24 protein-coding genes and 4 pseudogenes are annotated in these 22,775 nt (G+C 42.8%); 4 read left to right on the plus strand and 24 right to left on the minus strand.

From position 1 onward, the window contains the following. Positions 1-112 precede the first annotated feature (112 nt). Entirely contained in the window at positions 113-1,573 is a 1,461-nt protein-coding gene (locus BTA30_RS09785; protein WP_076761073.1) for a tetratricopeptide repeat protein, read from the minus strand. A gap of 327 nt (positions 1,574-1,900) precedes the next feature. Here BTA30_RS09785 and BTA30_RS09790 point away from each other — a divergent pair, with 327 nt between their 5' ends. Further along, positions 1,901-2,380, plus strand: a complete 480-nt coding sequence (locus BTA30_RS09790; protein ID WP_076761074.1) for a GNAT family N-acetyltransferase — start codon at positions 1,901-1,903, stop codon at positions 2,378-2,380. A gap of 78 nt (positions 2,381-2,458) precedes the next feature. On the opposite strand, the gene hisIE is transcribed toward BTA30_RS09790, so the two are convergent. The 8 genes from hisIE to BTA30_RS09830 are packed head-to-tail and all read right to left on the minus strand — an operon-like array spanning position 2,459 to position 8,883. Further along, entirely contained in the window at positions 2,459-3,088 is a 630-nt protein-coding gene (gene hisIE / locus BTA30_RS09795) for a bifunctional phosphoribosyl-AMP cyclohydrolase/phosphoribosyl-ATP diphosphatase HisIE (RefSeq protein WP_076761075.1), read from the minus strand. Further along, positions 3,085-3,843 (minus strand): imidazole glycerol phosphate synthase subunit HisF, encoded by a 759-nt coding sequence (hisF, locus tag BTA30_RS09800; protein ID WP_076761076.1) that lies wholly within the window; start codon positions 3,841-3,843, stop codon positions 3,085-3,087. Before hisF ends, hisIE begins: the two co-directional genes overlap by 4 nt. Continuing rightward, a complete protein-coding gene (gene hisA / locus BTA30_RS09805; protein ID WP_076761077.1) occupies positions 3,840-4,577 on the minus strand; it encodes a 1-(5-phosphoribosyl)-5-[(5-phosphoribosylamino)methylideneamino]imidazole-4-carboxamide isomerase in 738 nt (245 codons plus the stop codon). Before hisA ends, hisF begins: the two co-directional genes overlap by 4 nt. Beyond that, on the minus strand, positions 4,574-5,212 hold the full coding sequence (gene hisH / locus BTA30_RS09810; RefSeq protein WP_076761078.1) for an imidazole glycerol phosphate synthase subunit HisH: 639 nt from the start codon (positions 5,210-5,212) through the stop codon (positions 4,574-4,576). The genes hisA and hisH overlap by 4 nt, the downstream gene beginning before the upstream one ends. After that, positions 5,213-5,797, minus strand: a complete 585-nt coding sequence (hisB, locus tag BTA30_RS09815; protein WP_076761079.1) for an imidazoleglycerol-phosphate dehydratase HisB — start codon at positions 5,795-5,797, stop codon at positions 5,213-5,215. Continuing rightward, entirely contained in the window at positions 5,797-7,077 is a 1,281-nt protein-coding gene (hisD, locus tag BTA30_RS09820) for a histidinol dehydrogenase (protein WP_076761080.1), read from the minus strand. The genes hisB and hisD overlap by 1 nt, the downstream gene beginning before the upstream one ends. Then, positions 7,074-7,715 (minus strand): ATP phosphoribosyltransferase, encoded by a 642-nt coding sequence (gene hisG / locus BTA30_RS09825; RefSeq protein ID WP_076761081.1) that lies wholly within the window; start codon positions 7,713-7,715, stop codon positions 7,074-7,076. Before hisG ends, hisD begins: the two co-directional genes overlap by 4 nt. Further along, a complete protein-coding gene (locus BTA30_RS09830; protein ID WP_076761082.1) occupies positions 7,708-8,883 on the minus strand; it encodes an ATP phosphoribosyltransferase regulatory subunit in 1,176 nt (391 codons plus the stop codon). The genes hisG and BTA30_RS09830 overlap by 8 nt, the downstream gene beginning before the upstream one ends. A gap of 232 nt (positions 8,884-9,115) precedes the next feature. On the opposite strand from BTA30_RS09830, the gene BTA30_RS09835 reads away from it, so the two are divergent. Further along, positions 9,116-9,865: a C39 family peptidase gene (locus BTA30_RS09835; protein ID WP_076761083.1), complete on the plus strand. Its 750-nt coding sequence runs from the start codon at positions 9,116-9,118 to the stop codon at positions 9,863-9,865. A 119-nt stretch (positions 9,866-9,984) separates the two neighbouring features. On the opposite strand, the gene BTA30_RS09840 is transcribed toward BTA30_RS09835, so the two are convergent. Continuing rightward, complete coding sequence (locus BTA30_RS09840) at positions 9,985-11,016, minus strand: glycosyl hydrolase family 18 protein (RefSeq protein WP_076761084.1); 1,032 nt, start codon at positions 11,014-11,016, stop codon at positions 9,985-9,987. A gap of 261 nt (positions 11,017-11,277) precedes the next feature. On the opposite strand from BTA30_RS09840, the pseudogene BTA30_RS09845 reads away from it, so the two are divergent. Next, positions 11,278-11,844 (plus strand): annotated as a pseudogene (locus BTA30_RS09845) (pectate lyase). Between the two features lie 18 nt (positions 11,845-11,862). Here the strand turns inward: BTA30_RS09845 and BTA30_RS09850 are convergent. From BTA30_RS09850 to hprK, 5 genes and pseudogenes are all read right to left on the minus strand, one after another. Next, complete coding sequence (locus tag BTA30_RS09850) at positions 11,863-12,381, minus strand: acyltransferase (RefSeq protein WP_076761085.1); 519 nt, start codon at positions 12,379-12,381, stop codon at positions 11,863-11,865. Next, positions 12,378-13,025 carry a pyrophosphatase PpaX gene (gene ppaX / locus BTA30_RS09855; protein ID WP_076761086.1) on the minus strand — a complete coding sequence of 216 codons (648 nt, stop codon included), beginning with the start codon at positions 13,023-13,025 and terminating at the stop codon, positions 12,378-12,380. The genes BTA30_RS09850 and ppaX overlap by 4 nt, the downstream gene beginning before the upstream one ends. Then, positions 13,015-13,964, minus strand: a pseudogene (locus tag BTA30_RS09860) (nucleoside recognition domain-containing protein). Before BTA30_RS09860 ends, ppaX begins: the two are co-directional and overlap by 11 nt. A 24-nt stretch (positions 13,965-13,988) precedes the next feature. Next, a complete protein-coding gene (gene lgt, locus BTA30_RS09865) occupies positions 13,989-14,801 on the minus strand; it encodes a prolipoprotein diacylglyceryl transferase (RefSeq protein ID WP_076761087.1) in 813 nt (270 codons plus the stop codon). An 11-nt stretch (positions 14,802-14,812) separates the two neighbouring features. Then, a complete protein-coding gene (hprK, locus tag BTA30_RS09870; RefSeq protein ID WP_076761088.1) occupies positions 14,813-15,745 on the minus strand; it encodes an HPr(Ser) kinase/phosphatase in 933 nt (310 codons plus the stop codon). Between the two features lie 198 nt (positions 15,746-15,943). Here hprK and BTA30_RS09875 point away from each other — a divergent pair, with 198 nt between their 5' ends. Then, positions 15,944-16,426 carry a MarR family transcriptional regulator gene (locus tag BTA30_RS09875; protein WP_076761089.1) on the plus strand — a complete coding sequence of 161 codons (483 nt, stop codon included), beginning with the start codon at positions 15,944-15,946 and terminating at the stop codon, positions 16,424-16,426. A gap of 68 nt (positions 16,427-16,494) precedes the next feature. Here BTA30_RS09875 and BTA30_RS09880 read toward each other — a convergent pair. From BTA30_RS09880 to BTA30_RS09925, 9 genes and pseudogenes are all read right to left on the minus strand, one after another. Continuing rightward, positions 16,495-17,205, minus strand: a pseudogene (locus BTA30_RS09880) (IS3 family transposase); the annotation flags it as partial. After that, entirely contained in the window at positions 17,196-17,339 is a 144-nt protein-coding gene (locus tag BTA30_RS24235; protein WP_478209651.1) for a hypothetical protein, read from the minus strand. The pseudogene BTA30_RS09880 and the gene BTA30_RS24235, both read right to left, overlap by 10 nt. Before the next feature lie 36 nt (positions 17,340-17,375). Beyond that, positions 17,376-17,516, minus strand: coding sequence for a hypothetical protein (locus BTA30_RS23795; protein ID WP_239693710.1), 141 nt, complete (start codon positions 17,514-17,516; stop codon positions 17,376-17,378). A gap of 462 nt (positions 17,517-17,978) precedes the next feature. Continuing rightward, positions 17,979-18,533, minus strand: a complete 555-nt coding sequence (locus BTA30_RS09900; RefSeq protein WP_076761091.1) for a stage II sporulation protein M — start codon at positions 18,531-18,533, stop codon at positions 17,979-17,981. Further along, positions 18,530-19,237, minus strand: coding sequence for an ABC transporter ATP-binding protein (locus BTA30_RS09905; RefSeq protein ID WP_076761092.1), 708 nt, complete (start codon positions 19,235-19,237; stop codon positions 18,530-18,532). Before BTA30_RS09905 ends, BTA30_RS09900 begins: the two co-directional genes overlap by 4 nt. Next, the gene (locus BTA30_RS09910) at positions 19,234-20,928 is read right to left on the minus strand and encodes a hypothetical protein (RefSeq protein WP_076761093.1); all 1,695 of its coding nucleotides are present in this window, start codon (positions 20,926-20,928) and stop codon (positions 19,234-19,236) included. The genes BTA30_RS09905 and BTA30_RS09910 overlap by 4 nt, the downstream gene beginning before the upstream one ends. Before the next feature lie 72 nt (positions 20,929-21,000). Then, complete coding sequence (locus tag BTA30_RS09915) at positions 21,001-21,345, minus strand: uberolysin/carnocyclin family circular bacteriocin (RefSeq protein ID WP_083696964.1); 345 nt, start codon at positions 21,343-21,345, stop codon at positions 21,001-21,003. A 24-nt stretch (positions 21,346-21,369) separates the two neighbouring features. Next, the gene (locus BTA30_RS09920; protein ID WP_076761094.1) at positions 21,370-22,023 is read right to left on the minus strand and encodes a YIP1 family protein; all 654 of its coding nucleotides are present in this window, start codon (positions 22,021-22,023) and stop codon (positions 21,370-21,372) included. A 186-nt stretch (positions 22,024-22,209) separates the two neighbouring features. Further along, positions 22,210-22,707, minus strand: a pseudogene (locus tag BTA30_RS09925) (IS3 family transposase). Between the last annotated feature and the right edge of the window lie 68 nt (positions 22,708-22,775).

The raw sequence follows: 22,775 nt of genomic DNA on the forward strand, positions 1-22,775 counted from the left end.
ATTCCCTTCTTGTATCTTCCTTACCCATATCCTATAAAATATCATGAATAAGCGCTATTTTTTTGCTCACACAATAAATAAAACAGGCTGAATGGTCAGTTCAAACCTGTTTTTAAAGGTGTTCTTTTAATGTACGTTCATATTTCGTAAGCGTTCCCGGAGAAATGCTGAAAAGCTTTGCCGTTTCAGATTTGGTGAGACGCTCCCGGTGCTCTGTTTTCCAGATGAAATAGATGGCTGCAGCCAAACCGCCGGCGTTTTTCAGCTGAAGGCCGTAAGCCCTGATCTGCTGAATGACATGAAATATCCAAAAGCACATCGCCTCTTGTTCGATCGCTGACCGATCCGCTTGTTCAATCGCTTTCGCGGTTCTGTAGGCAAGGAGTGCATCCTTTGAAGCAACAGCTGCCCCGTCTTCACCGTAAAGCAGAAGCCTGACAAATTGGTCTTCAAACGACGTTTTTGCGATGTTTGAATCAAGCACAGCTTGGAGCTGTTCCTTCTCCCCTTTTCTTCCGCTTATATAGTATGCGGCGAGGCGTTCCTCAAGCGTTCGCTGGACGGGTGCCTTTTCTTGCCGTTCTTTCCACGGCTCCATGCGGGCGGCATCAGGGTACTCCTCCTGCATCTTCTTCCATACGGACCGGGCAAACTGAGTGCGGCCGGTAAAGTAAGCGGTGCAGGCGAGCCAGTAATAAAAGGTTTCATCTCCTTCAAATCCCATGCGGTAAAGAGATTTCAGCCATTTAAACCCGAGGTCATACCTGCCGACGAGCGAAAGTGTGGCGCCGAGCTTATACCTTTGTTCAAGCAGCATCGGATAAATATTGGATAGCTGTTCAGAAAGATCCCGAACCTTTTCATCCTTCCGCTCATAGTGGTAAAAAATGAGCAGATTGCAAAGCGCATGCAGATTTCCATGGCTTTTTTCTAAAACGGTAAAAATCGTCGTCTTTGCTTTTTGAACATCCCCTGCGTAAAAATAAGCAAGCGCCAGATTATTATAAGCTGACCAAAATTCCGGATAATCGGCTATAATCTCTTCAAGCATCACAATGGACTCCTGAAGCTGTCCGTTCTCCAGCAGCGACTTAGCCCGATCCTGTTTAAGGATTAAGTCGTCCTGGTCGTACTCTGAGTAGCCTTGATCTTCTTCTCCCATATCCAATAATTCAAGGAGCTCTTCATTTTCCGCGCTGAACTCGCCATTGGGATCTTCTTTCATGTAAGTCTCAGCTGCTTTATAAGCTTCTTGGAAAAGACCGAGATGCGCATAATTATTCGCTTTAAAATAGTAGCATTCTGTCATTTTTTCATTGATGTTTTTCAGAATAAAGTCTAAAAGTTCATTTGATTGCTGGTAAAAACCCATTTCTGTATAAATGACAGCAAGCTGAGACAGCATGCCCGTATTGTCCGGTTCAAGAAAAATCGCTCTCTGGATGAGTTTGCTCGCGCGGGATAAATTTCGTTCTCTGTATGCTTTGAGCCCTTTATGATAAAAATATTGCCCATCTTGAAAAAGCTGGACAATCCTCGTATTTTTATGATGTTCAGAAGTGTACTTTCCCACAGATACCCTCCATTTCAAACTGTATACCGTGAGTAGTATAACATAGTTTCCGGCAGGCTTAATAGGCCAAAAACAAGTTTCGAGAAAATTCTCTGCATTTTCCACTTTTGGTGTCTGATGACGAAACCAAAATCGTTTTTGCTCAAGTCTGCATCGGCAAGGTTTACGTTTTATATCGGCTGAGTGTTTTCATTTTTAACGATCATTTTCCAGTCAACAGCCTTTCAAAAGAGAATTTTCCACTCCTGTTCTCTAAAACTGATTTCAGCGAAAACGGATGACGAAAGTACGTTCTCATTATATGATAATAAACAAGGGGGTTATGCTATGCAAAACAACAGCTCAATTAAATTGGCGCATTTCTCGGACGAGCATTCAGCTGAACTGAATGAGTTCGAGCTTCCTGCAGAACAAAGCCCATTTACCGCGCTTCCTAAAGATGTCTTAACAGATGCGGCCGGACAGCATCCAATTGTCATTTTAAACGAAGGGAAGCCTGTTGGATTTTTTATACTGCACGCTACTGAGAGAGTAAAGGACTATTCAGAAAATCCTAAAGCGATGCTCTTGACCGCTTTATCAATTGATCATAAGCAGCAAGGCAGAGGCTGTGGAAAAAAAGGGATGCTGAAGCTTCCGGAATGGATCAGCAGGGAATTCAGCCATTGTGATGAAGTCGTTTTAGCTGTCAATCAAAAAAACACAGCTGCTCAGCATCTGTATTTAAAAACCGGGTTTGTTGACACCGGCGAAAGAAAAATGGGCCCCATCGGAGAGCAGATCGTGATGAGCCTGAAAGTTAAATAAGCAAATGAAAGGCTCCAAACGGGCAAAAAAAACAACCAAAAGGGCATGCAATCCCTTTTGGCAAGTAAACTTTCAAGCTTATTCTGTTCCTTTATGGCGTTTTTTCAGCACTTCCAGTACTTCATCAAGCGGGAGGGACTGTTCCCTTAAGAGGACAAGCAGATGATAAATAAGATCCGCCGCTTCCCATTTCAATTCTTCATGATCCCTGTTTTTTGAAGCGATAATGACTTCCGCGGCTTCTTCGCCGACTTTTTTCAAAATCTTATCAATGCCTTCATGAAATAAATAAGTCGTATAGGCGCCTTCAGGCATTTCCGCCTGCCGTTTGGCAATCACGGCTTCAAGCTCGTTTATGATGGCGAAACGGCCGCCGTCTGCCGCCTTTCTGTCGTCCATTGATGTGAAACAGCTGTAGCTTCCTTTATGGCAGGCAGGTCCGGCTGGTTCGACAAGCACGACAAGTGCGTCTTGATCACAGTCAAGGCGGATGTCTTTGACATGCTGGACATTCCCGGATGTCGCCCCTTTATGCCAAAGCTCCCCGCGGGATCGGCTGAAAAACCATGTTTCCCTCGTTTCCAGCGTTTTTTCAAACGATTCTTTATTCATATATGCCAAGGTCAGCACCTCTTTGCTTGCTGCATCCTGGACGATCGCCGGGATCAGACCGGCTTCATTAAATGTCAATTCATCTGCCGTTATCATCTTACATTCACCCCGCGCTCGTTTAAATAAGCTTTCACTTCTTTCACAGACGTTTCTTTATAATGAAAAATCGAAGCAGCCAAAGCGGCGTCCGCTTGGCCTTCTTTAAACACCGCGTGCATATGTGCGGCATTTCCCGCGCCTCCTGAAGCAATGACCGGGACTGGAACGGCTTCTGATACAAGCTTTGTCAATCTGTGGTCAAAACCGTTTTTCTCTCCGTCGGAATCCATGCTCGTCAACAGGATTTCGCCGGCCCCCCTCTGAACGGCTTCCTTCGCCCACGATGCCGCTTCAAGGTCTGTCTTATTCCGGCCGCCGTGAGTGTAAACAAAATAGCGGTCTTCATCTTGATCGTATTTTGCATCAATAGCGACGACGATGCATTGCGAACCGAAGAAAGCCGCGCCTTCCGTAATCAGCTCAGGACGGAGAACCGCGGCCGTATTAACGGAAACTTTGTCTGCTCCGGCCCTCAAAATCGTTTTCATATCTTCCAGACGATTGATGCCGCCGCCGACGGTGAAAGGAATAGCCAGCTTGGCCGCCACTCTTTCGACGACATCAACCATCGTTTTTCTCCCTTCGTGAGAAGCGGAAATATCGAGAAAGACGAGCTCATCTGCGCCTTCTTCGTCATATATCTCAGCCAGTTCTACAGGATCCCCGGCATCTTTTAATTCAAGAAATTGAATGCCTTTAACAACCCGGCCGTCCTTCACATCCAGACACGGGATAATTCGCTTTGTAATCACTTGCACCCCACCCTTTCAAGCGCTTCAGACACAGTGAATTGGTTCGTATAAAGAGCTTTTCCGACAATAGCGCCGCTGACGCCGTCCATACGGCGGCCGGCCAATGCTTCAAGATCAGTGAGAGAGCTGACGCCTCCTGAGGCAATGACCTGTTTACCGGTTGTTTTTGCGAGCTCAACCGTGCTGCCGATATTCGGGCCGGACAGCATTCCGTCTGTTGCAATGTCCGTAAAAATAAAAACCTCTGCACCTTCATTTGCAAGCTCACGGCCAAGCTCTTCCGCTCTCACCGCCGACGTTTCAAGCCAGCCTTCCGTCGAAACAAAGCCGTCTCTCGCATCAAGACCGATCGCGATGTGATGACCGTAAGTGTTCAGCATCTTTTTCACAAAATTCGGGTTTGAAACGGCAGAGCTTCCTAAAATCACTCTTTCTACGCCTTGTGATAGATATTCATACACATCCTTTTCGGTTCTGATGCCGCCGCCGACCTGTACGTAGATATTCAGTTCTTTGGCTATGGATATCACATGGCTGTCGTTTACTTTTTTCCCTTCTCTGGCGCCGTCCAAATCAACGAGATGAATCCATTTTGCTCCTTCTTTGGCAAACAACGACGCCATTTCAAGTGGAGAGTCGCCGTATACTGTTTCTTTTGCATAGTCTCCCTGCACAAGTCTTACGCATTTGCCATTTCTCATATCGATAGCCGGATATAAAATAAATTCACTCATTTTTTCACCTTCTGTTCTTCTGTCAGCTGTTTGAACTGCTTTAAAATGGACATTCCGACCGTACTGCTTTTTTCCGGATGGAACTGGGCCCCGTACACATTGTCAAAACCGACGACGGCGGGTACCCGCACACCGTAATCCGCACTGGCCAGCAAAGCTTCTTCATCCATTCCGCTGACATAATAGGAATGGACAAAATAAGCGTATCCTTCCTCAGTTTCCTTTAAGAGCGGAGAATCGCGGTGGATTGTGAGGCGATTCCAGCCCATGTGGGGGACTTTCAGCCGGTTTCTCAATGGACCGCGCTCCTCGAGTTTGGTGACTTTCCCCTTTAAAAGGGCGAGCCCCTCTGTTGCTCCCTGCTCCTCACTCTCTTCAAACAAAAGCTGCATGCCGAGGCAAATGCCGAGAAGAAGCTTTCCTTCACTGACAGCATTCTGAATAAAGATTTTCAGGCCTGTTTTATCCAAAATCTCCATCGCATCCCTGAAAGCGCCGACTCCTGGAAGAATGTAGCTGTCCGCTTTCTGCAGCTCACCGATCCGATCTGACACAAAATATGGTGCGCCGATCCGTTCCAGAGCTTTAGAAACGCTGTACAGATTTCCCATACCGTAATCAATGACACCGATCATTTACAGCATCCCTTTCGTTGATGGAATTCCTTTGACACGGGGATCAATCATCGTCGCTTCATCAAGCGCGCGGCCGAGCGCTTTAAAAATAGCTTCAATCATGTGATGGGTATTCGTTCCGTAGTGAACGATGACATGAAGATTCATCCTCGCTTCGAGAGCAAGCTTCCATAAAAATTCGTGGACTAGCTCAGTATCAAATGTCCCCACTTTCCGGCTTGGCAGCTCGGCCCTGAATTCAAGGTGCGGCCTGTTGCTTAAATCGACTGCAACCTGGGCAAGCGCTTCATCCATCGGCACTAAACTTGAGCCATAGCGTTTAATGCCTTTTTTATCCCCGAGCGCTTCCAACAGCGCCTGTCCCAGGCAAATCCCGATGTCCTCTGTCGTATGGTGGTCATCGATTTCCACATCGCCTTTCGCCTCTACAGAAACGTCAAATTGGCCGTGCTTTGTGAATAAATCAAGCATATGCGTCATAAACGGCACATCCGTTTGAATATCCGCTTTTCCTTCCCCATCGATATTGATGGATAGTTTAATGTCTGTTTCATTGGTTTTTCTTGCCCGTTCGGCTTTTCTCATCAGTCTTCCTCCCGGATTCTGGATTCAATGGCTCTTGCGTGGGCTTCAAGTCCTTCCAATCTGGCAAAGGCTGCAATCTTCTCAGCATTCTCAGAAAAAGCTTCCCTGCTGTATGAAATGATGCTTGATCGCTTTTGAAAGTCTGTGACATTGAGCGGGCTTGAGAATCTGGCTGTTCCATTCGTCGGCAGCACATGATTCGGCCCAGCAAAATAATCGCCGACAGGCTCAGAACTGTACGGTCCCAAGAAAATGGCGCCGGCATGCCTGATCTTTCCTAGCAGCGCCTCAGGCTGCACCGTTAATATTTCAAGGTGTTCAGGGGCGAGCTCATTGACGGCAGAGACGGCTTCATCAAGTGTTTCTGCAACATAAATACGGCCGTAGTTCTCAATCGACTGACGGGCAATCTCTTTTCTCGGCAGACGTTCCAGCTGCTGATCCACTTCTTTTTGAACAGCTTCGGCAAGCGGACGGGAATCTGTGACGAGAACGCTTGACGCCATCGTGTCATGTTCCGCTTGGGAAAGCAGGTCGGCGGCAATTTCCCGCGGATCTGCCGTCTGATCGGCAAGAACGGCGATTTCGCTCGGCCCTGCGATCATATCAATGTCAACCTGGCCAAATACTTCCCGCTTTGCCAAAGCGACATAAATGTTCCCGGGTCCCGTGATCTTATCGACGGGAGCAATCGTTTCCGTTCCGTATGCCAATGCCGCAATCGCCTGAGCTCCCCCCATTTTGTACATTTCTTTGATGCCGAGCTCTGCCGCCGCAGCCAATACGCCTGGCGATAATTTGCCGTCTTTTCCCGGCGGAGAGACGAGGACGATGCGTTCGACTCCCGCGGCGAGCGCCGGAATCACATTCATCAGGACGGATGAAGGATAAGCAGCCGTACCGCCCGGAACGTAAACACCTGCTGAATCAAGCGGCGTGATTTTTTGGCCGAGCATCGTTCCGTCCTTCCGGTGATAAAACCATGAGGATGCCAGCTGACGTTTATGATACTCTTTGATGTTGCAGATGGCCGATTTTAAAATGTCGATCTCACTCTGTTTCATCATGCCGTACGCTTCTTTCATTTCCTGTTCGGTTACGCGGAGATCGGCAACATCAGCTCCGTCAAATCGCTTAGTAAAAGCAGAAACAGCCGCGTTCCCGTTTTTCTTTACTTCCTCGATGATTGTGCTGACTGTTTTTCTCTGTTCTTCCGTGCCTGAACCGATGGTGCGTTTTAGCGAAACAGCAGTCTTTCCGCTGATGGATGTCATTTTCATTTTGTCTTATCCCCTTCCACAATAAGAGAAAGCCGTGAAGCCATTTCATCAATCACTTCATCTTTCATTCGGTAGCTGACGGGATTTACAATCAATCGTGAGGTAATGTCGCAAATTTTTTCTGTTTCAACCAGTCCGTTTTCCCGTAAAGTCTGTCCTGTTGAAACAATATCTACGATCCGGTCCGCAAGGCCGATGAGCGGAGCAAGCTCGATTGAACCGTTCAGCTTGATCATTTCCACCTGCTCTCCCTGCTCCCTGAAATAGCTTGAAGCGACATTCGGATATTTTGTCGCGACCCGGGGTGCAACTCCGCTGTGCGCTGTATGCGGCAGGCCGGCCACAGCAAGATGGCATCTGCTGATTTTTAAATCGAGTACTTCGTAGACATCGCGCTCTTCTTCCAGCATGACATCTTTGCCGGCGATTCCGGCATCAGCCACTCCATGTTCCACATATGTCGTCACATCCATCGGCTTTGCCAGAATAAAACGAAGATTTTCTTCTGGTACATCAATGATCAGTTTTCTTGAATCATCGAATTCTTCAGGAAGCTGATAACCGGCTTGCCGCAGCATTCCGGCGGCTTCCTCAAAAATCCGCCCTTTCGGCATCGCAATCGTCAATACCTTACCCATGCTGTTCTTCCTTTCTGGCCCCGATAAAATAGGTCACTTTTTGAAAAGATTTTGTCATCTGATCGATATTTTCAATTCCCGATAAATCCTGGACAACGACTTTTCTACCCTTGCACCGTTCTTCTTCGGCAAATTTGATCGCTTCTGCCCGCTGTTTTGTGCTGAAAATCACGACATCCATTTTTTCCTGCATCTCTTCTGGGTTTAAGGCTTCAAGCAGTCTGTCAATCCGGATTCCAAAGCCGGTGGCCGGAGCCGGAAAGTCGAAATGACCGAGAAGCTGATCATAGCGGCCGCCGTTTCCAATTGGAAAACCTACGTTTTCAGCGTATATTTCAAATAAAATGCCGGTATAGTAGCTCATATGGCTGACCATGCTTAAATCGAGTTTGACATCATTCGTGCATCCATAGTCGCCAAGCGTCTCCCAAAGAGCCTCAAGCTCTGAGATCGCATTTTTTCCTTTTTCCGAATCGACTAGCGTCATTGCCTGGCTGCACGTTTCAACACCGCCTCTGAGCTCCAAAAGCTCAAGCAGCCTGCTTTTATCGATGGATGATAAATTCAACGCCTTCACATGCTCCCGATAGCCGACATAATTTTTTTCATATAAGAAACGCCTTAGCACATGCGCTCTCTCTTCATTGCCTACAACCTCCATGAACAAAGCATCGGCAATGCCGACATGACCAATCGAAATTTTAAAAGAGGTCAGTCCTGCATTTCTAAGTGAAAAAATAGCAAGTGCAATCACTTCTGCATCAGCGCTTGTTGTTCCATCGCCAATCAGTTCGACCCCGATTTGTTCAAATTCGGCAGGGCGGCCGCCTTCCCGTTCCTGCGCCCTGTAAACATTTGCCGCATATCCTACCCGGAGCGGATGGTTTTCCTTATGAAGCTTTGACGCCGCCACCCTTGCAATAGGAGCGGTCATGTCAGGCCTTAACACAAGCGTCTGCCCCTCCTGGTCAAGGAGCTTAAAAAGCTGCTGATCTAAAATGGCCGACTGAACTCCGACCGTATCATAAAATTCGAGTGTCGGCGTCTCCATGAACTGATATCCCCACAGACTCATAACCTCTGTCAATGAAGAGCGCACCTTTTTCTTTGTTTCATAAAGCCCTGGCAATGTGTCTCTCATACCGTGCGGTTTTTCAAACATAAACATCTGCACTTGCACCCCCAAAAACGTTAGAAGGAAAATTCCGAATCCTTTAGTTCGCTAATATGATAATATGCTAACAGATAAAAGAGTCAAAATCAACAACCGCTTACAAAATGGGTCATTTGGCTCTGGTAAATGCTAACTTTTATTTCGTGAACATCTTGATGATATAATAAAAATGCAATGCTTTACTCATGCACAGTTAATTAGTACTATCGGGAACAGGAGACTGAATATGAATTTCTTCAAAACACTTTTTGCCGCACTTTTCTTTACATCCGTTATCATTACTGTGTTCATATTGTTTTCTAAAGAAGTACAAAGTCCGCTGACAGAAAAGCGCGCATCCAATCAGACATCTGCGGATAGCGAAGAAGTGAAAACTAAAACGAAAAAACAGGCGGAACGTGAACCGCTGGATGTTCCATTAATTAAACAAATGGACCCGCCAAAGCTTTATAACGGCTGTGAAGTAGCCAGCTTGGCGATGATTTTAAACTACAGCGGATATGACGTAACAAAAAATGAACTCGCTGAAAAAGTAAAAAGGGTGCCTTTGCAGTATGAAAACGGCTTAAAAGGAAACCCAAATGACGGCTTTGTCGGCGATATGGAAAACGGCCCCGGACTCAGCGTCTATCACGGCCCGGTTTACGATTTGGCCTCATCCTATGCGGGAAACAAAGCCATTGACCTGACGGGAAACAGCCCTGAAGCCATCTACAAACAGCTGAATCAAGGGAGACCGGTCTGGGTCATTACCACTGTGAATTTCAGTACGGTAAACGATATGGAAACGTGGGATACCCCGACAGGCACAGCCGATGTGACTTACAGCGTTCATAGTGTCGCGGTTACAGGCTATGATGAAGACTATGTTTACTTGAATGATCCATATGGCTATAAAAACCGGAAAGCAGACAAAACCAGCTTTGAAAACTCATGGGAACAAATGGGCAGCCAGGCGATTGTGATTGCTTCTTAAAATAAAAAAGAGCTGGAACGGAAAAAAATCCAGCTCTTTTTCATGTCCTCCTTTCGCTTAAAACAAAATAGAGCCTGCCGATCAATCCAATGAATGGACATTTTCGGCAAGCCCGCTTTTTATTTTGTACCTGTCTGAACAGCCTGCCAGAAGGATTCGGATTCATAGCCTAAAGAGTAGACAGAGACCCCAGCAAGATGATAATCGTTTGAGAGACGGCTTTTCATTTCCACGGTGTCTTCGTTTTCATACCAAACAACATGCCGGTGGCGCACTTGATCGACATAGGAAAAAGTCATAGATGCTGTTTGTACATCGTATGCCGGTTTGGCTCCCGTCTCGTTTTTAAGCATCTGAATCTCATTCCACTGTTTTAATGCGTTGTTCTCTTGATCGGTTAAATCCCAATCATACCCATACGAAGGAATCCCCATGATCACTTTGCCTGCGCTGATTTCTCGGACTGCAAATTTCAGAGAGCTTTTGATCCAGTCCATACTTGCAACAGAGCCCGGATCGCTCCAGCTGCCATGTTCGTCATAAGTCATCACTTGCACATAATCGGCAGCCTGTCCAATTTTGGCGTAATCATAAGGCCAGCTCCAATCATCCTCAGGATCATCCGCACTTTTTGCCGGCACGGAAACCATGATCTGAATCTGCTCTCTTTCTAGGGACTCTGAGACATATCGGATAAAGCTTGAATACGCCGCGCGGTCTTCTGGAAAAACCGCTTCAAAATCGATATTGATTCCATCATAACCATGCTCTTTTGCCAGGCTTACGAGCTGATTTGTCAAATGTTTTCTGCTTGTTTCGTCTGTGATGACCTGGGAGGCTAAATCTCCGTCAAAATCTTGAATCGATTCGCTATAATTTGAGATCACGGCCCATGTCTTAATCCGGTTCTTTTTTGCAAATGCAAGCTGGTTTTCAGGGGTCTCGCCTATGAGATTTCCCTTTGTATCAAAAGCAAACGTATCGGTCGCGATAGAGTCGATATAGCTATGATACGCCGTAAGTGATTGATATGAAGCGCTGTCTCCTGTCGTATAGCCAAGAATCATGTTCTCGGCAGCGTCTGCTTTTGCATATGCAAAAAACGTTAAAAGAGCCGAAAGCGTCATCCATATCCACAAGTTCTTTTTCATTGCCAAGTTCCTCCTTTTTCCTTTTTACACATTTTAACATGAAAACAGATAAGCAAAGTGTGAATTTTCTGAGGAATAAAAGGCTTTTTTAGGTCACTTTTTCTGTTAAATAATAGTGCTGTCTACACTTGAAAAAATCAGAATTAAAACAGAGTTGTCCTTTTCTGAGTTTCATTTGATTAGCGAAAAAGGTTGTCTTCTACTCATTCTTGGATAAGAATCATGAAAGGAAACGGTCTGTTTTCAAAAATTGTGTAATTCATAAATAGGATTGGTTTTGTCGGGGATTTGGGGCAAGCTTTGCCTGAAAAAGCTTCGGCGGTTGAGACCGTTCATCAAACGATCGTCGTTGGAAAAGGAGAGACTTAGGATAACAGGGAGAACGTTTGGCAGCAGGCCCTGACCTTGGAGACGGCAGAGTGAAGGATGGCGCGACACTTAAAAGCGCCGGGCTCGGCGCGCCCCTGCTAGTAGATGGCGTTCACACTTAGAGAAACGCTTTTGCCAATAATGTCGTTTAGGAAGATGATGCGCTGACTGTCAAACAGGAAAGAAAGGTCACGGTTGACGGGGGATCTGCGCGCATTGGTTCAGATCAAACATTTCAAATCAAGCACATTTACGGTAAAAAACTTCGCCGCTGATCAAGGCGGCAAGTTCATTCGCCAGCTCGGGGGCTCCACCTTTAAGGTTTCGGTGTCTATAAACATGAAAGAAGCTATTAGCAGCACAAGTTTTCTGTCACGATGACTAATACGAGATCGTGAAGTCGGACAGAAATGGATCGGAGTGAAACATGTTATCGAAAGGAACAATCACGAATTTTAAGCTGCAGCCCCTTGCTGTTTATTCAGCAGGGGGTTCCAAACGTTTTTCCATTTCTTCTTTTGTATAGATGAGCCGCATTGGATTGCCGCCGACAAATGCGCCGGGCGGCACGTCTTTATGGACGAGCGTGCCGGCGGAGATGACCGCGCCGTCACCAATTTCAACACCGGGAAGGATCGTCGTATTTGCTCCGACCATCACTTCATCACCGATGACGACCTCACCGAGCCGATACTCTTTAATCAAATACTCGTGGGCTAGAATCGTCGTATTGTATCCGATCACAGTATTTCGGCCGACAGAAATTTTTTCGGGAAACATCACGTCCAGCATGACCATCAGGGCGAATGAACTTTGATCACCGATCTTCATTCGCAAAAACGTCCGGTACATCCAATTTTTGATCCCCAAAAACGGCGTATAGCGGGCCGCTTGAATCACGATGAAGTTTTTGACCACTTTGAAAAACGGAACCGTTTGATAGACGTGCCATAAGGAGTTGACACCTGACACAGGATAACGCTTCGTTCTTCTCAAGCTGTTTCCACTCCAAGAATCTGAAGGAGATCGTTCATCTTGCCCAGCATATAATCAGGGCGATGCTTGGCAAGGCTTTCTTCGCCTTTAATCGTCCAGGCCACGCCTGCGGTTTTTGTCCCCGCATTTTTTCCTGCCAAAATGTCATGGTAGTTATCACCGATCATGATTGCTTCCTCAGGACGGCTGCCGAGCTTGGAAAGCGCGAGCAAGACAGGCTCCGGGTCCGGTTTGGCCCGCTCTACGTCATCAAGGGTCACCACAGTTTCAAAAAAAGAATCGAGGCCGGTCAGCTTAAGACCCATGTTGACGGTATCGCGCAGTTTGGTCGTGACAATGCCGAGCTTATACCCTTCATCCGCTAAGCGGTTAAGCGTCTCAAAAACCGTATCATACTCTGTTACAAGCTCATCATGCATTTTATGATTGAATTCACGGTACACTCTGATCATTTCATCTGTTTTATCCTTATGTATACCGCTGAAGGTGTCGTAAAGGGAAGGACCGATAAATGCAAGCACATCCTCCCGCTTATAGCGGCCCGGGGCATAATGATCGAGCGTATGCAAAAATGATGCGATAATCAGCTCGTTTGTATTGATAAGCGTTCCATCCAAATCAAATAAAACAGTATTAATTTTCATTCAAAGCTTCCTTTCTCCGAACGGAATAGCCCGGCTTTTTCCACAAACGCGAAACGGCGACCGTCAAAAGAACCGCAGTCACAAGCCTGATGACAAGAAGCGGCCAGACCGGAATGCCGAGCGGAATAAATACGAGCGTGTCTTCAACAACAGCATGGCAGGCAACGAGAAATATGAAGGCAAGTGTCACATCGCGTTTGCTGACACCGTCTTCCTCAACGGCTTTGATCATGACACCGGCTCCGTACGCCAATCCGATCGTCAGTCCGGCAACCATTGTCATTGATGTGTTTTCTTTCATTCCGAGCAATCTCGTCAGCGGTGCAAACCACTTTGAAAAAGTATTCAGCCAGCCTAAGTCTCTCATATATTGAATGATGACCATCAGCGGTATCACGATGACGGCAAGCTGAAGTATCCCCAGCCCCGCTTTTGCAACAGCTTCAACGGCAATTTCAAACACCACCCGGACGGAGCCGCGCTTTTTGCCGAAATCAAACCGTATTTGGCCGCATCCTGCCCTCCGTGCCACACAAGATTGATGATGACGGCCGAGAAGCCGGCAAGTCCGATGCGCACAAGCAGAATGATCCCTATTTTAATTCCGACCCTTGAAGCGACCGTCGATTCGATGATCAGGTTGTGGCAAAACGACAGCATGACAGCCAATATAAAAACTTCTTTGACAGTTAAGTCAAGTGTCAAAATCCCTGCAATCCCGGCATACAGGTTAAGCGTATTGCCTAACACAAGCGGTATCGCCGCCTCACCCGAAAGGCCGAAAACTCCCATCGCCGGAGTGATCATCTTGATCATCCAGTCCATCACCGGTGTATGCTGGAGCAGGCTGACAATCAGCGTAACCGGAAAAATCACTTTTCCGAGCGTCCACGTCGTTTTCAGCCCCGCTTCCAATCCGGCTTTTAAGGTTCCCTTCATTGCTGTCTCCCCTTTAATGAAAACCTACATCTCTTGGTATCGTTTAATCTCTCCGCCTTTAAAACGTCTAAACAAAATAAGCGCAGCCGCACATAAAATCAGCACAATCGAAATGACCTGTGCAATGCGAAGCGATTCCGTCAGCATCAGGCTGTCCGTCCGGAGGCCTTCGATATAGCAGCGTCCGATCGAATACCAAATGACATAGATTAAGAACAGTTCGCCTCTCTTTAAATTTGCTTTTCTTAACAGAAGCAGAACAATGACTCCAGTTAAGCTCCATAATGACTCATACAAAAAGGTAGGCTGATAATATTGCCCATTAATATACATTTGGTTGATGATGAAATCAGGCAGATGCAGATTTTCGAGAAACGCTCTCGATACCGCTTCCCCGTGCGCTTCCTGATTCATAAAGTTTCCCCAGCGGCCGATCGCCTGGCCCAGCAGGATGCTTGGAGCCGCGATATCGGCCAGCTTCCAAAATGAAAGGCCTTTGACCTTTGCATAGATGATTCCCGTCAGCACAGCCCCTATCAGGCCGCCGTGGATCGCAAGGCCGCCGTTCCATATCTGAATAATCTGATCGGGGTGTTCGCTGTAATAGCCCCATTGAAAAATGACATAGTACGCCCTCGCACATAAAATGGCAATCGGGATCGCAAAAAGCACCAGATCAACAAAGGTATCTTTATGGAGTCCCCTCCGTTCGCCTTCCCTGACCGCCAGCCACAATCCCAGCAAAGCGCCAAAACCGATAATGATGCCGTACCAGTGGACGGCAATCGGCCCAAGTTGCAAAGCAATGGGATTTAAAGGTTCAATCGTTTCGTTCATTTTGTCAGCTCCTATTCTTCAAGGTCACCATCTTCAATCACGTCCGCCAGCTTATTGGTGAATTGCTCCGCCGCATTCAGACCCATTCGCTTCAGTCTGAAGTTCATGGCAGCCACTTCAATAATGACGGCAAGGTTTCTTCCCGGACGGACCGGAATGGTCAGCTTTGGAATGTCAGTATCGATGATTTTCATTTTTTCTTCTTCAAGCCCCAAACGGTCATATTGTTTTCCCTGCTCCCAAAGCTCGAGGCTCATCACAAGGGTAATCCGTTTAAAACTTCTGACAGCGCCAGCGCCAAATAAAGTCATGACATTGATGATGCCGAGACCTCTGATTTCAAGGAGATGTTCAATTAATTCGGGCGCGCTTCCGATCAATGTATCCTGATCCTCTTGCCTGATCTCCACGCAGTCATCCGCAACAAGACGGTGGCCTCTTTTAACAAGCTCCAATGCCGTTTCACTTTTGCCGACGCCGCTCTTTCCAATGATTAAAACCCCGACGCCGTAAACATCGACAAGCACTCCGTGAATCGCAGTCGTCGGAGCAAGCTGGCTTTCAAGAAAATTCGTCAGGCGGCTGGTCAAGCGCGTTGTCTTTAATGGTGAACGCAGCACAGGCACACCGTTTTCTTCGGAAGCTGCAATCAGTTCAGACGGAATCGGCAGATCCCGCGACAGAATGATCGCCGGCGTAATTTCAGTACATAAAGAAAGCATCCGCTGCTTTTTTTCTTCCTGAGGAAGCTTCTCAAAAAAGGTAATTTCAGTTTTTCCCAGCAACTGAACTCTTTCTTTTGGATAATATGTAAAATACCCCGCCATTTCAAGCCCCGGTCTGGATAAATCACTCATCGTGATCGGGCGGTTGATTCCTTCTTCTCCGCTGATTAGTTCCAGCTTGAATTGATCCATCACATCTTTTGTTCGAACTTTCGGCACGTTGATGCACCCTCCTCTTCTCCGATGAAGAACTAGACATTCAGCTTTATTCTATCACTTTCAAAATGAACCTAAAACATTTTTTAAAAAGTGGACATCTTATCGCCGATCAAAAAACTCATGGTCAGCCGGACTTTCTTTCACAGCAAAAAATCAGTAGTATGAAAAGAGGAAACGATTAAAGGAAGTGAAAAGACCGTGAAATACAACATTCACGACACGACTGTGCTGAATGAGGATATCCTATCCCCAGAAGAAAAAGAAACATGGGTTCTTTATATGAAAGTGCTGACAGCCGCCGGACTCGGAGATGTCTCAGAATGGATGAAACTCGATATCAGTATGCCGCAAATGAAAGTATTAATGCTTCTCAACAACCATGGAACATTGAAAGTCTCTGAAATTGCCGAAAAAATGGGAGCCTCCCTTTCGAATATGACAGGTCTGCTCAGCCGTCTCGAGCAAGCAAACTTTATTAAGAGAACACACTCAGTACAAGATCGGAGAACAATCGTTGTCGAATTAACAGAAGAAGCGAAAAATATTTTTCGAAACTTGTATCAAAAAGGGCATGAAAAACTAAAAAAAGCGCTCCAAATGCTGAGCGAGCAGGAAAAAAACAAAGTAAATGAAGGCCTCACCATTCTTGAAAAAGCGCTTAAAGCGAATCAAGAAGAATAAAAAAGCTGCAGCCGATGGGACTGACCCCTGTTTTTGAGACAGGGATCAAAACACCTTTATACAGCCAATTACCGATAGTTTACCGGTGATCGGTTGTTTAGTTTCGTTTAATACGAATGTTGTTATAATAATGAATGTATTCTTTGACAGTGCGTTCTACGATGGCGGTCGTAGTTCGATCAATGCTGTTAAGATAGAACGTTTCAGACTTTAGTGAGGAATGAAACGATTCGATGGAGGCATTATCAGCGGGCGTCCCTTTGCGGGACATGCTCATGGTAATGCCTTTTATATTAACAGCTTTCTGATACTCGTAAGATGTATACACAGAACCTTGGTCGCTATGTAACACGCAGTTCTTAGGCAGTGTTGGCAACTGATCAAGTGTGTTTAAGACAAAGTCTGTGTCCTGCTTATCCCCAATCGTAAAAGCAATCACTTCTCAACTTGTATAAATCCAATATACTGTTTCTGTCCATAAGGCAAATACGTGATGTCCGTTACTAGTTTTTCAAGAGGGCGGTCAGACTGAAAGTTCCGATCCAGTATATTATCGACCACGGCATAGGGCTGCCCATTCTTCTTACGCTTTTTCACTTTAACCCGGCACTGCCACTGGTTTTTCTGGATGATACGTTGAACAGTTTTATGGTTAAACGCATTCTCTTTTTTAGTATGGCTGTGATTTTCCGATATCCATATCGATACTTGTGCTCTCGGCACAACGTGCCGATTTGTTTTTCTAGTCGCCTCTTAGAGTTACTCTTAGTCAGATCCTTGCAGCTGTACCCATGGAAACGGTGACAACATTCCCCTTTGTCAGCTTGATTAATGCTTTGATTACAGGTTCAAAGAACCCTGTATCTTGTAAAATGCCAAAAAATAAAATGACGAAGATAAACATGGTCGCCACTGGCAGTACTTTGATAATCCCTTCTTCAAAAAAGGTTTAAATATCATTGATGCCAAATCCAGCAATGAGCGTCCCTATCAAAGGCACCATAACCATGGCAACAATCGGACTTGCTTTTCCCAAAATCAGCAATACGACAATCGTTAAAATAATCAGCAAACCAATAAGCGTTAACATAAGCCCCTCCCCCTACAATAAACCGTTTACATACCTATACAATGATAAAAAAGGATAAAGAACCCATTCGTAGTGCGGGATGGAACATGTCAAAAAAATAATTCAAATTATTTATTTAAAACGATATAAAATGAAAAAACATCCATTAAGGACGTTTTTGATTGAGAATTAATCATTTACTTTAACCAAAAGAAGGTAACTGTAATTAAAAGTATTAAATATATGGCCGAAAAAATTCTATAAATACCTTTTTTGATTTGTAAAGGTGGAGATATAAAAGTTACTAAAATGGTCGGGCCAAACAAAGTAATCAAAAAGTACCTATAATCAAAAAAGAAAGTACAGATTGATAGTAGTATTGAAAAATAAAATACTATTATAAATGAAGTATTAACTTTACTTTTCGTTTCTTTTTGTTCTTCTTCTGTATGATCATCCAATAATTTATCTATCTGCTTTTTATTAAAGAACATAAGAGCCTCCTAATGTTAATTTGTTAAGTAAATAAGGCGTTATTAATGCTTCTGTAACAGCAGCAAGTAATGTCAATAAAAATAGTATAATAACAAAGTACAAAAAATCTAGTAAAAACTGTTTTTTTGAAAAATAAATACCCCTTATCTTCATATATACGTAATCTAACAATTTGAAGCCAAGTGCTCCCGACAAAATCATTGCGGGAATCTCAAAAATACCGTGAGGAACCAAAGCAGTTAATATAAATAAGACATCGTTTCCATGGTCGGTGATACTATGTAAAGAAGATAGACCGACTAAGAAGCCATTCAATATTAATAAGATAGATGTCAAAATTCCAAATGTAAACATTGAAAAAATGAGAAATAAATTTGCTGCAAAATTATGTGTAAAATAACCTAATACTGTGATATTTTGAACATTATCTTGACTAAGGCTAGGTAGAATATTGTTAAAAATCACACCAAGAACTAAACCCACTATGTAAAAGGAGCTTGCTATATAGAGTATACGCTTATTTCTTTTTATTAATTCCTTCATTTTAGTATCGTATCCATATCCCTTATAATCAAATCTTCAAAATCCTTTATGTCTGTAAGGTGATTATATTCTTTAACTAAAGTACCATTAATCAGTATTCCAACCTTATCACATAGTTGTTGTGCTATGTTTACAAGGTGTGTAGACATGATGACAGTGTTTCCCTGTTCAGCATAACGTTTGAGAAAACTTTTCATCATCTTTGTAGTTGGAGGATCAAATGCACCTAATGGTTCATCTAATATTAATATTTCTGGTTCATGAAGTATGGCTCCTGCAACAGATAACTTATGTTTCATACCAAAAGAAAATGTAGATATCATGTCATTTTCATTATCTTTCAAGTTAAATTGACTTAACAAAAGATCTATTCTATCATTTTTAATCTCATAAGGGACATCTTGTAAATCAGCAACAAACTCAAGGTACTCTCTAGGTGTTAAATAATGATAGATAAAAGGTGCGTCTGGAACGTATCCTATATATTTAAGGTAAGAGGATCTTTCAGATTCTAAGGTTTCTCCTTTGATAGTGATTTTACCTTCGTAAGGTTTCACTATACCAAGGATACATTTTAAAAGAGTTGATTTACCAGCTCCATTTGGTCCAAGTAAGCCGTACACTTTGCCTTTCTCTACCTTTAAATTAATAGATTCAAGGATCAGTTTATCTTTATATTTGAAAGACACATTTTCAATGTTCATGTTTTCATCTCCCAATTTTTCGTTCCTATTCTTTTAATCCAAAAGTAATAAAAGAATCCAATACCTATAACAAATAAAATGGTACCTGTCACAATGATTAAAAAGAATATTCCCCTATTAATAATATCAAATGTAACGAGAACGCCTGTGATACCATACAACTGAAGGTAAAATGCCAGTAACACTCCAAGAATAGTATGTTCAAAAAATGATGCTTTAACAGATGAACCAATGTCTTCAAAGTTCTCCCAATCTAAACGAGGATAGAGAAATGTTCCAATAATTTGCCCAGCACCTATGATAAGACTGATGGAGTTAATCATGATGAACAATATAAATTGCGTCATAATATCTAAGTTGAATAACAATAAGATAAATAGATATAACGTATTCATTAAAATAAGAATCACAGATAAGTGCAATAAAGATTTTCCTGCGATCAATTTAAAAATAGAAGCACCCGAACTCTTATAAACATAAAGGTTCTCACGCTCTGCATCTGCTGAAGTTACGCCAAGTAATCCCTCTCCTAATAAAGATGTGTTATAAGTCACAGCAAATAAAATTGGGTAGATAACAAAGATATCTGAGAAATCAAACCACATTTGATTTAAACTAAGACCTATCAATACACCTAGTTCTATTGCAATCATATTAATGGAAAGTACCAGTCGTTTTTTTATTGTAAAATTAGCTCTTAATAATGCAGTAAGGTCTTTCTTTAGAATAGCAATATTTTGCCGTGGTAAGGCCTTTTGTAAGAAACTTAAAAAAGGCAACTTGATTGGTTTTAATTTTGGCAAAAGATTATTAGGTACTGCTTCTTTTATAATCAATACTTTCAAAATTAAATGAAAGGTAATAAAGACGAAAAGGCAACCTAAAGCAATATAACCTATAGAACATATAAAAAATAAATGTACATCACTTGTTGAAAGTAAAAACCAATTTGTAGGAAGCCAATTGGTGGTTAATATCGTATCTAATTTAAATAGATATATGAAATTGCCAATAGCTTCAAGGAGATCATTTTGATAAAAATAATTAAGTCCAATCCAGCCAAGAAAAGTAGTTGAAATGGCAGATAAACAGGCAATTCCTATAAGGGATAACAAGCTTTTTGATCGTGAATTTAAAATGTTATGTAGAAATTTAGAATAAACGATGTATGTAAGCGATGAATAAAGACTTGTTAGTCCAACAATAAATATTAGCAATGATGGAAAGGATAACAAAAGATATATACGACCATGTGTAGAAAAATTTATAAAAAAGAGTATAGGGAATAACACTACTGTTAATTTAAACAGGATGTTTAGAAAAATTGTTGTGAAGAACCTTGATAATAAAATTTTATTTGGATCCGTTTTTAAAGTATGGAGAAGAAGAAAATCTTCAGGATATACATATCGATGTATGATATCAGTCGATGATTTTAATATATTCAAAACAAAAAAGAGAATGATAAAGTTAGTACCTAGAGTTAGAATATGCTCTGGAACTCCAGTTAAAAGAGTCTGTGAGGCTTTATATAGAATAAATAGATACACTAAGAAAAAGGGCGCAAAGACAAATAGAATTTTATTTGATTTAAGTAAATTTTCGCTTGATGGAAAAAAATAAATCAAGCGATTTAAAGTTCGTCTATAGGTTAGTTTAAAGTTTGCAATGAGAACCCTTTTGCTGAGCATGTGTATATTCCTCCTAGAACGAAAATAAGGAGGAGTATAATTATACTCCTCAACCTCTTCCATTTGATCATTTTACCATTCAGCAGCATATTTCTTGCCGTATTTTTTAGCTAGCTTTTTCGCTGTAGCTACCATTGCAGCTGTAATTAGACCAGTTCCGCCCAAAACAACAGCCAATAGGCTGAGAATTGTTAATACATCACCTGTTGTCATAATAACACCGATTGCTACATAGGCTGTTTTTCTACTAATTCCTAGGTTTGTTGAAAGGTCTAAAGCGAACTGATGACCTGAACTAAAGTCAATAGAAGCTAAACCTGCAATACCTTCTGAAGAGCCCATAAGGAAAGTAGCAATGGCAAAGAGAGAAACTACACTTGTAACACTTGCAATTTTAAAAAGATTGCTATTTTTCATCTTGAAATTTCACCTCCTTTCAGTTTATAAAAATAAACTGGTTGAAAAAAGAGAAATAATACCTAAAGACATTGTAATGCTAATGATTATGATGGTTTTTTTATAAGAAATTTGATGTATTACTTTTAAGGCAATACACCCTAGAATGGTAGACCACCAAAAGAAAGGGTCGATAATAATATTCAAGATAATATCTAGTGGCTGTTGAGAATTTGGGTAAATAACTGAAAAGGCGAAATCACTACCTAAAAAGAAAGAAAAAATAATGAGTATTGTAAATTTGATGCCTATGGGTATGATTGAATAAATAAAACTAGGGAAAAATTCTTTGGCTGTAGCGGCCCCGCCAATTAATATCCCAATAATATGTATAATAAAAAAGCTTACAAGAACCATCGAGGTAAATTGAATAATACCTAATACTAATGTAATAATCATAATGAGTGTATTCATATCAGTTGTATAATCAATTCCATTGACTCGAAATGAATTATTAATCAAGGTAGAGAGTGTTGGGAAGATAGCTAAATAAAAGCCTAAAAACAGACTCAATACAGCTAGGAAGACAAACCAAGAATGACGATAATTCTTATCACTAGAATACTTGATTGAAAGAAACTCCTTAGGAGAAAATATGAAATGATGTATGAGAGTAATAAAGTTGTGTTTGTTATCCATAAATGCTCCTTATATAAACAAAAGTATTTTTTGTTAATTCTATTAAATAATGTATCATATTTTCCAATGTTTGTTCAAGATGGAATTTTATTTATAAGGTAAATTTAAGGTTGAATTGTTTCGTAAAAATCGAAAAGAGTGCCTCTGGGACTGACCCATGTTTTTGAGACAGGGATCAAAACACCTTTATACAGCCAATTGCCGATAGTTTATCGGTGATTGGTTGTTTAGTTTCGTTTAATACGAATGTTGTTATAATAATGAATGTATTCTTTGACAGTGCGTTCTACGATGGCGGTCGTAGTTCGATCAATGCTGTTAAGATAGAACGTTTCAGACTTTAGTGAGGAATGAAACGATTCGATGGAGGCATTATCAGCGGGCGTCCCTTTACGGGACATGCTCATGGTAATGCCTTTTATATTAACAGCTTTCTGATACTCGTAAGATGTATACACAGAACCTTGGTCGCTATGTAACACGCAGTTCTTAGGCAGTGTTGGCAACTGAAGGCTGTTCGAATCGGTGTGTATCCCCAGCCTTATACCACCTCACCCGTGTCTGAACCTGCGTCTTATTCTTGATATTCAATTCCTGCGTGATCTCTTTCATAGGAACGCCTGCCAATCTCATTTCTACAGCCTTACGTTTGACTTCAACCGGATAACTCACACTTGTCCCCATAGAAAAAACACCTCCACGTCTTATTTCGAATAACAACTATCCATTTTCAAATTTTAAGGTGTTTTTTA

Source organism: Bacillus swezeyi, assembly GCF_001969815.1.
Taxonomy (GTDB): Bacteria; Bacillota; Bacilli; order Bacillales; family Bacillaceae; genus Bacillus; species Bacillus swezeyi.

Excerpts from the sequence above, each read along its gene's own strand:
- BTA30_RS09790 (WP_076761074.1), top strand. The coding sequence starts at position 1,901 with ATGCAAAACAACAGCTCAATTAAATTGGCGCATTTCTCGGACGAGCAT.
- hisIE (WP_076761075.1), bottom strand. The coding sequence starts at position 3,088 with ATGATAACGGCAGATGAATTGACATTTAATGAAGCCGGTCTGATCCCG.
- hisA (WP_076761077.1), bottom strand. The coding sequence starts at position 4,577 with ATGAGTGAATTTATTTTATATCCGGCTATCGATATGAGAAATGGCAAA.
- hisH (WP_076761078.1), bottom strand. The coding sequence starts at position 5,212 with ATGATCGGTGTCATTGATTACGGTATGGGAAATCTGTACAGCGTTTCT.
- hisB (WP_076761079.1), bottom strand. The coding sequence starts at position 5,797 with ATGAGAAAAGCCGAACGGGCAAGAAAAACCAATGAAACAGACATTAAA.
- hisD (WP_076761080.1), bottom strand. The coding sequence starts at position 7,077 with ATGAAAATGACATCCATCAGCGGAAAGACTGCTGTTTCGCTAAAACGC.
- hisG (WP_076761081.1), bottom strand. The coding sequence starts at position 7,715 with ATGGGTAAGGTATTGACGATTGCGATGCCGAAAGGGCGGATTTTTGAG.
- BTA30_RS09830 (WP_076761082.1), bottom strand. The coding sequence starts at position 8,883 with ATGTTTATGTTTGAAAAACCGCACGGTATGAGAGACACATTGCCAGGG.
- BTA30_RS09835 (WP_076761083.1), top strand. The coding sequence starts at position 9,116 with ATGAATTTCTTCAAAACACTTTTTGCCGCACTTTTCTTTACATCCGTT.
- BTA30_RS09840 (WP_076761084.1), bottom strand. The coding sequence starts at position 11,016 with ATGAAAAAGAACTTGTGGATATGGATGACGCTTTCGGCTCTTTTAACG.
- ppaX (WP_076761086.1), bottom strand. The coding sequence starts at position 13,025 with ATGAAAATTAATACTGTTTTATTTGATTTGGATGGAACGCTTATCAAT.
- lgt (WP_076761087.1), bottom strand. The coding sequence starts at position 14,801 with ATGAACGAAACGATTGAACCTTTAAATCCCATTGCTTTGCAACTTGGG.
- BTA30_RS23795 (WP_239693710.1), bottom strand. The coding sequence starts at position 17,516 with ATGTTAACGCTTATTGGTTTGCTGATTATTTTAACGATTGTCGTATTG.
- BTA30_RS09900 (WP_076761091.1), bottom strand. The coding sequence starts at position 18,533 with ATGAAGGAATTAATAAAAAGAAATAAGCGTATACTCTATATAGCAAGC.
- BTA30_RS09905 (WP_076761092.1), bottom strand. The coding sequence starts at position 19,237 with ATGAACATTGAAAATGTGTCTTTCAAATATAAAGATAAACTGATCCTT.
- BTA30_RS09910 (WP_076761093.1), bottom strand. The coding sequence starts at position 20,928 with ATGCTCAGCAAAAGGGTTCTCATTGCAAACTTTAAACTAACCTATAGA.
- BTA30_RS09915 (WP_083696964.1), bottom strand. The coding sequence starts at position 21,345 with ATGAAAAATAGCAATCTTTTTAAAATTGCAAGTGTTACAAGTGTAGTT.
- BTA30_RS09920 (WP_076761094.1), bottom strand. The coding sequence starts at position 22,023 with ATGGATAACAAACACAACTTTATTACTCTCATACATCATTTCATATTT.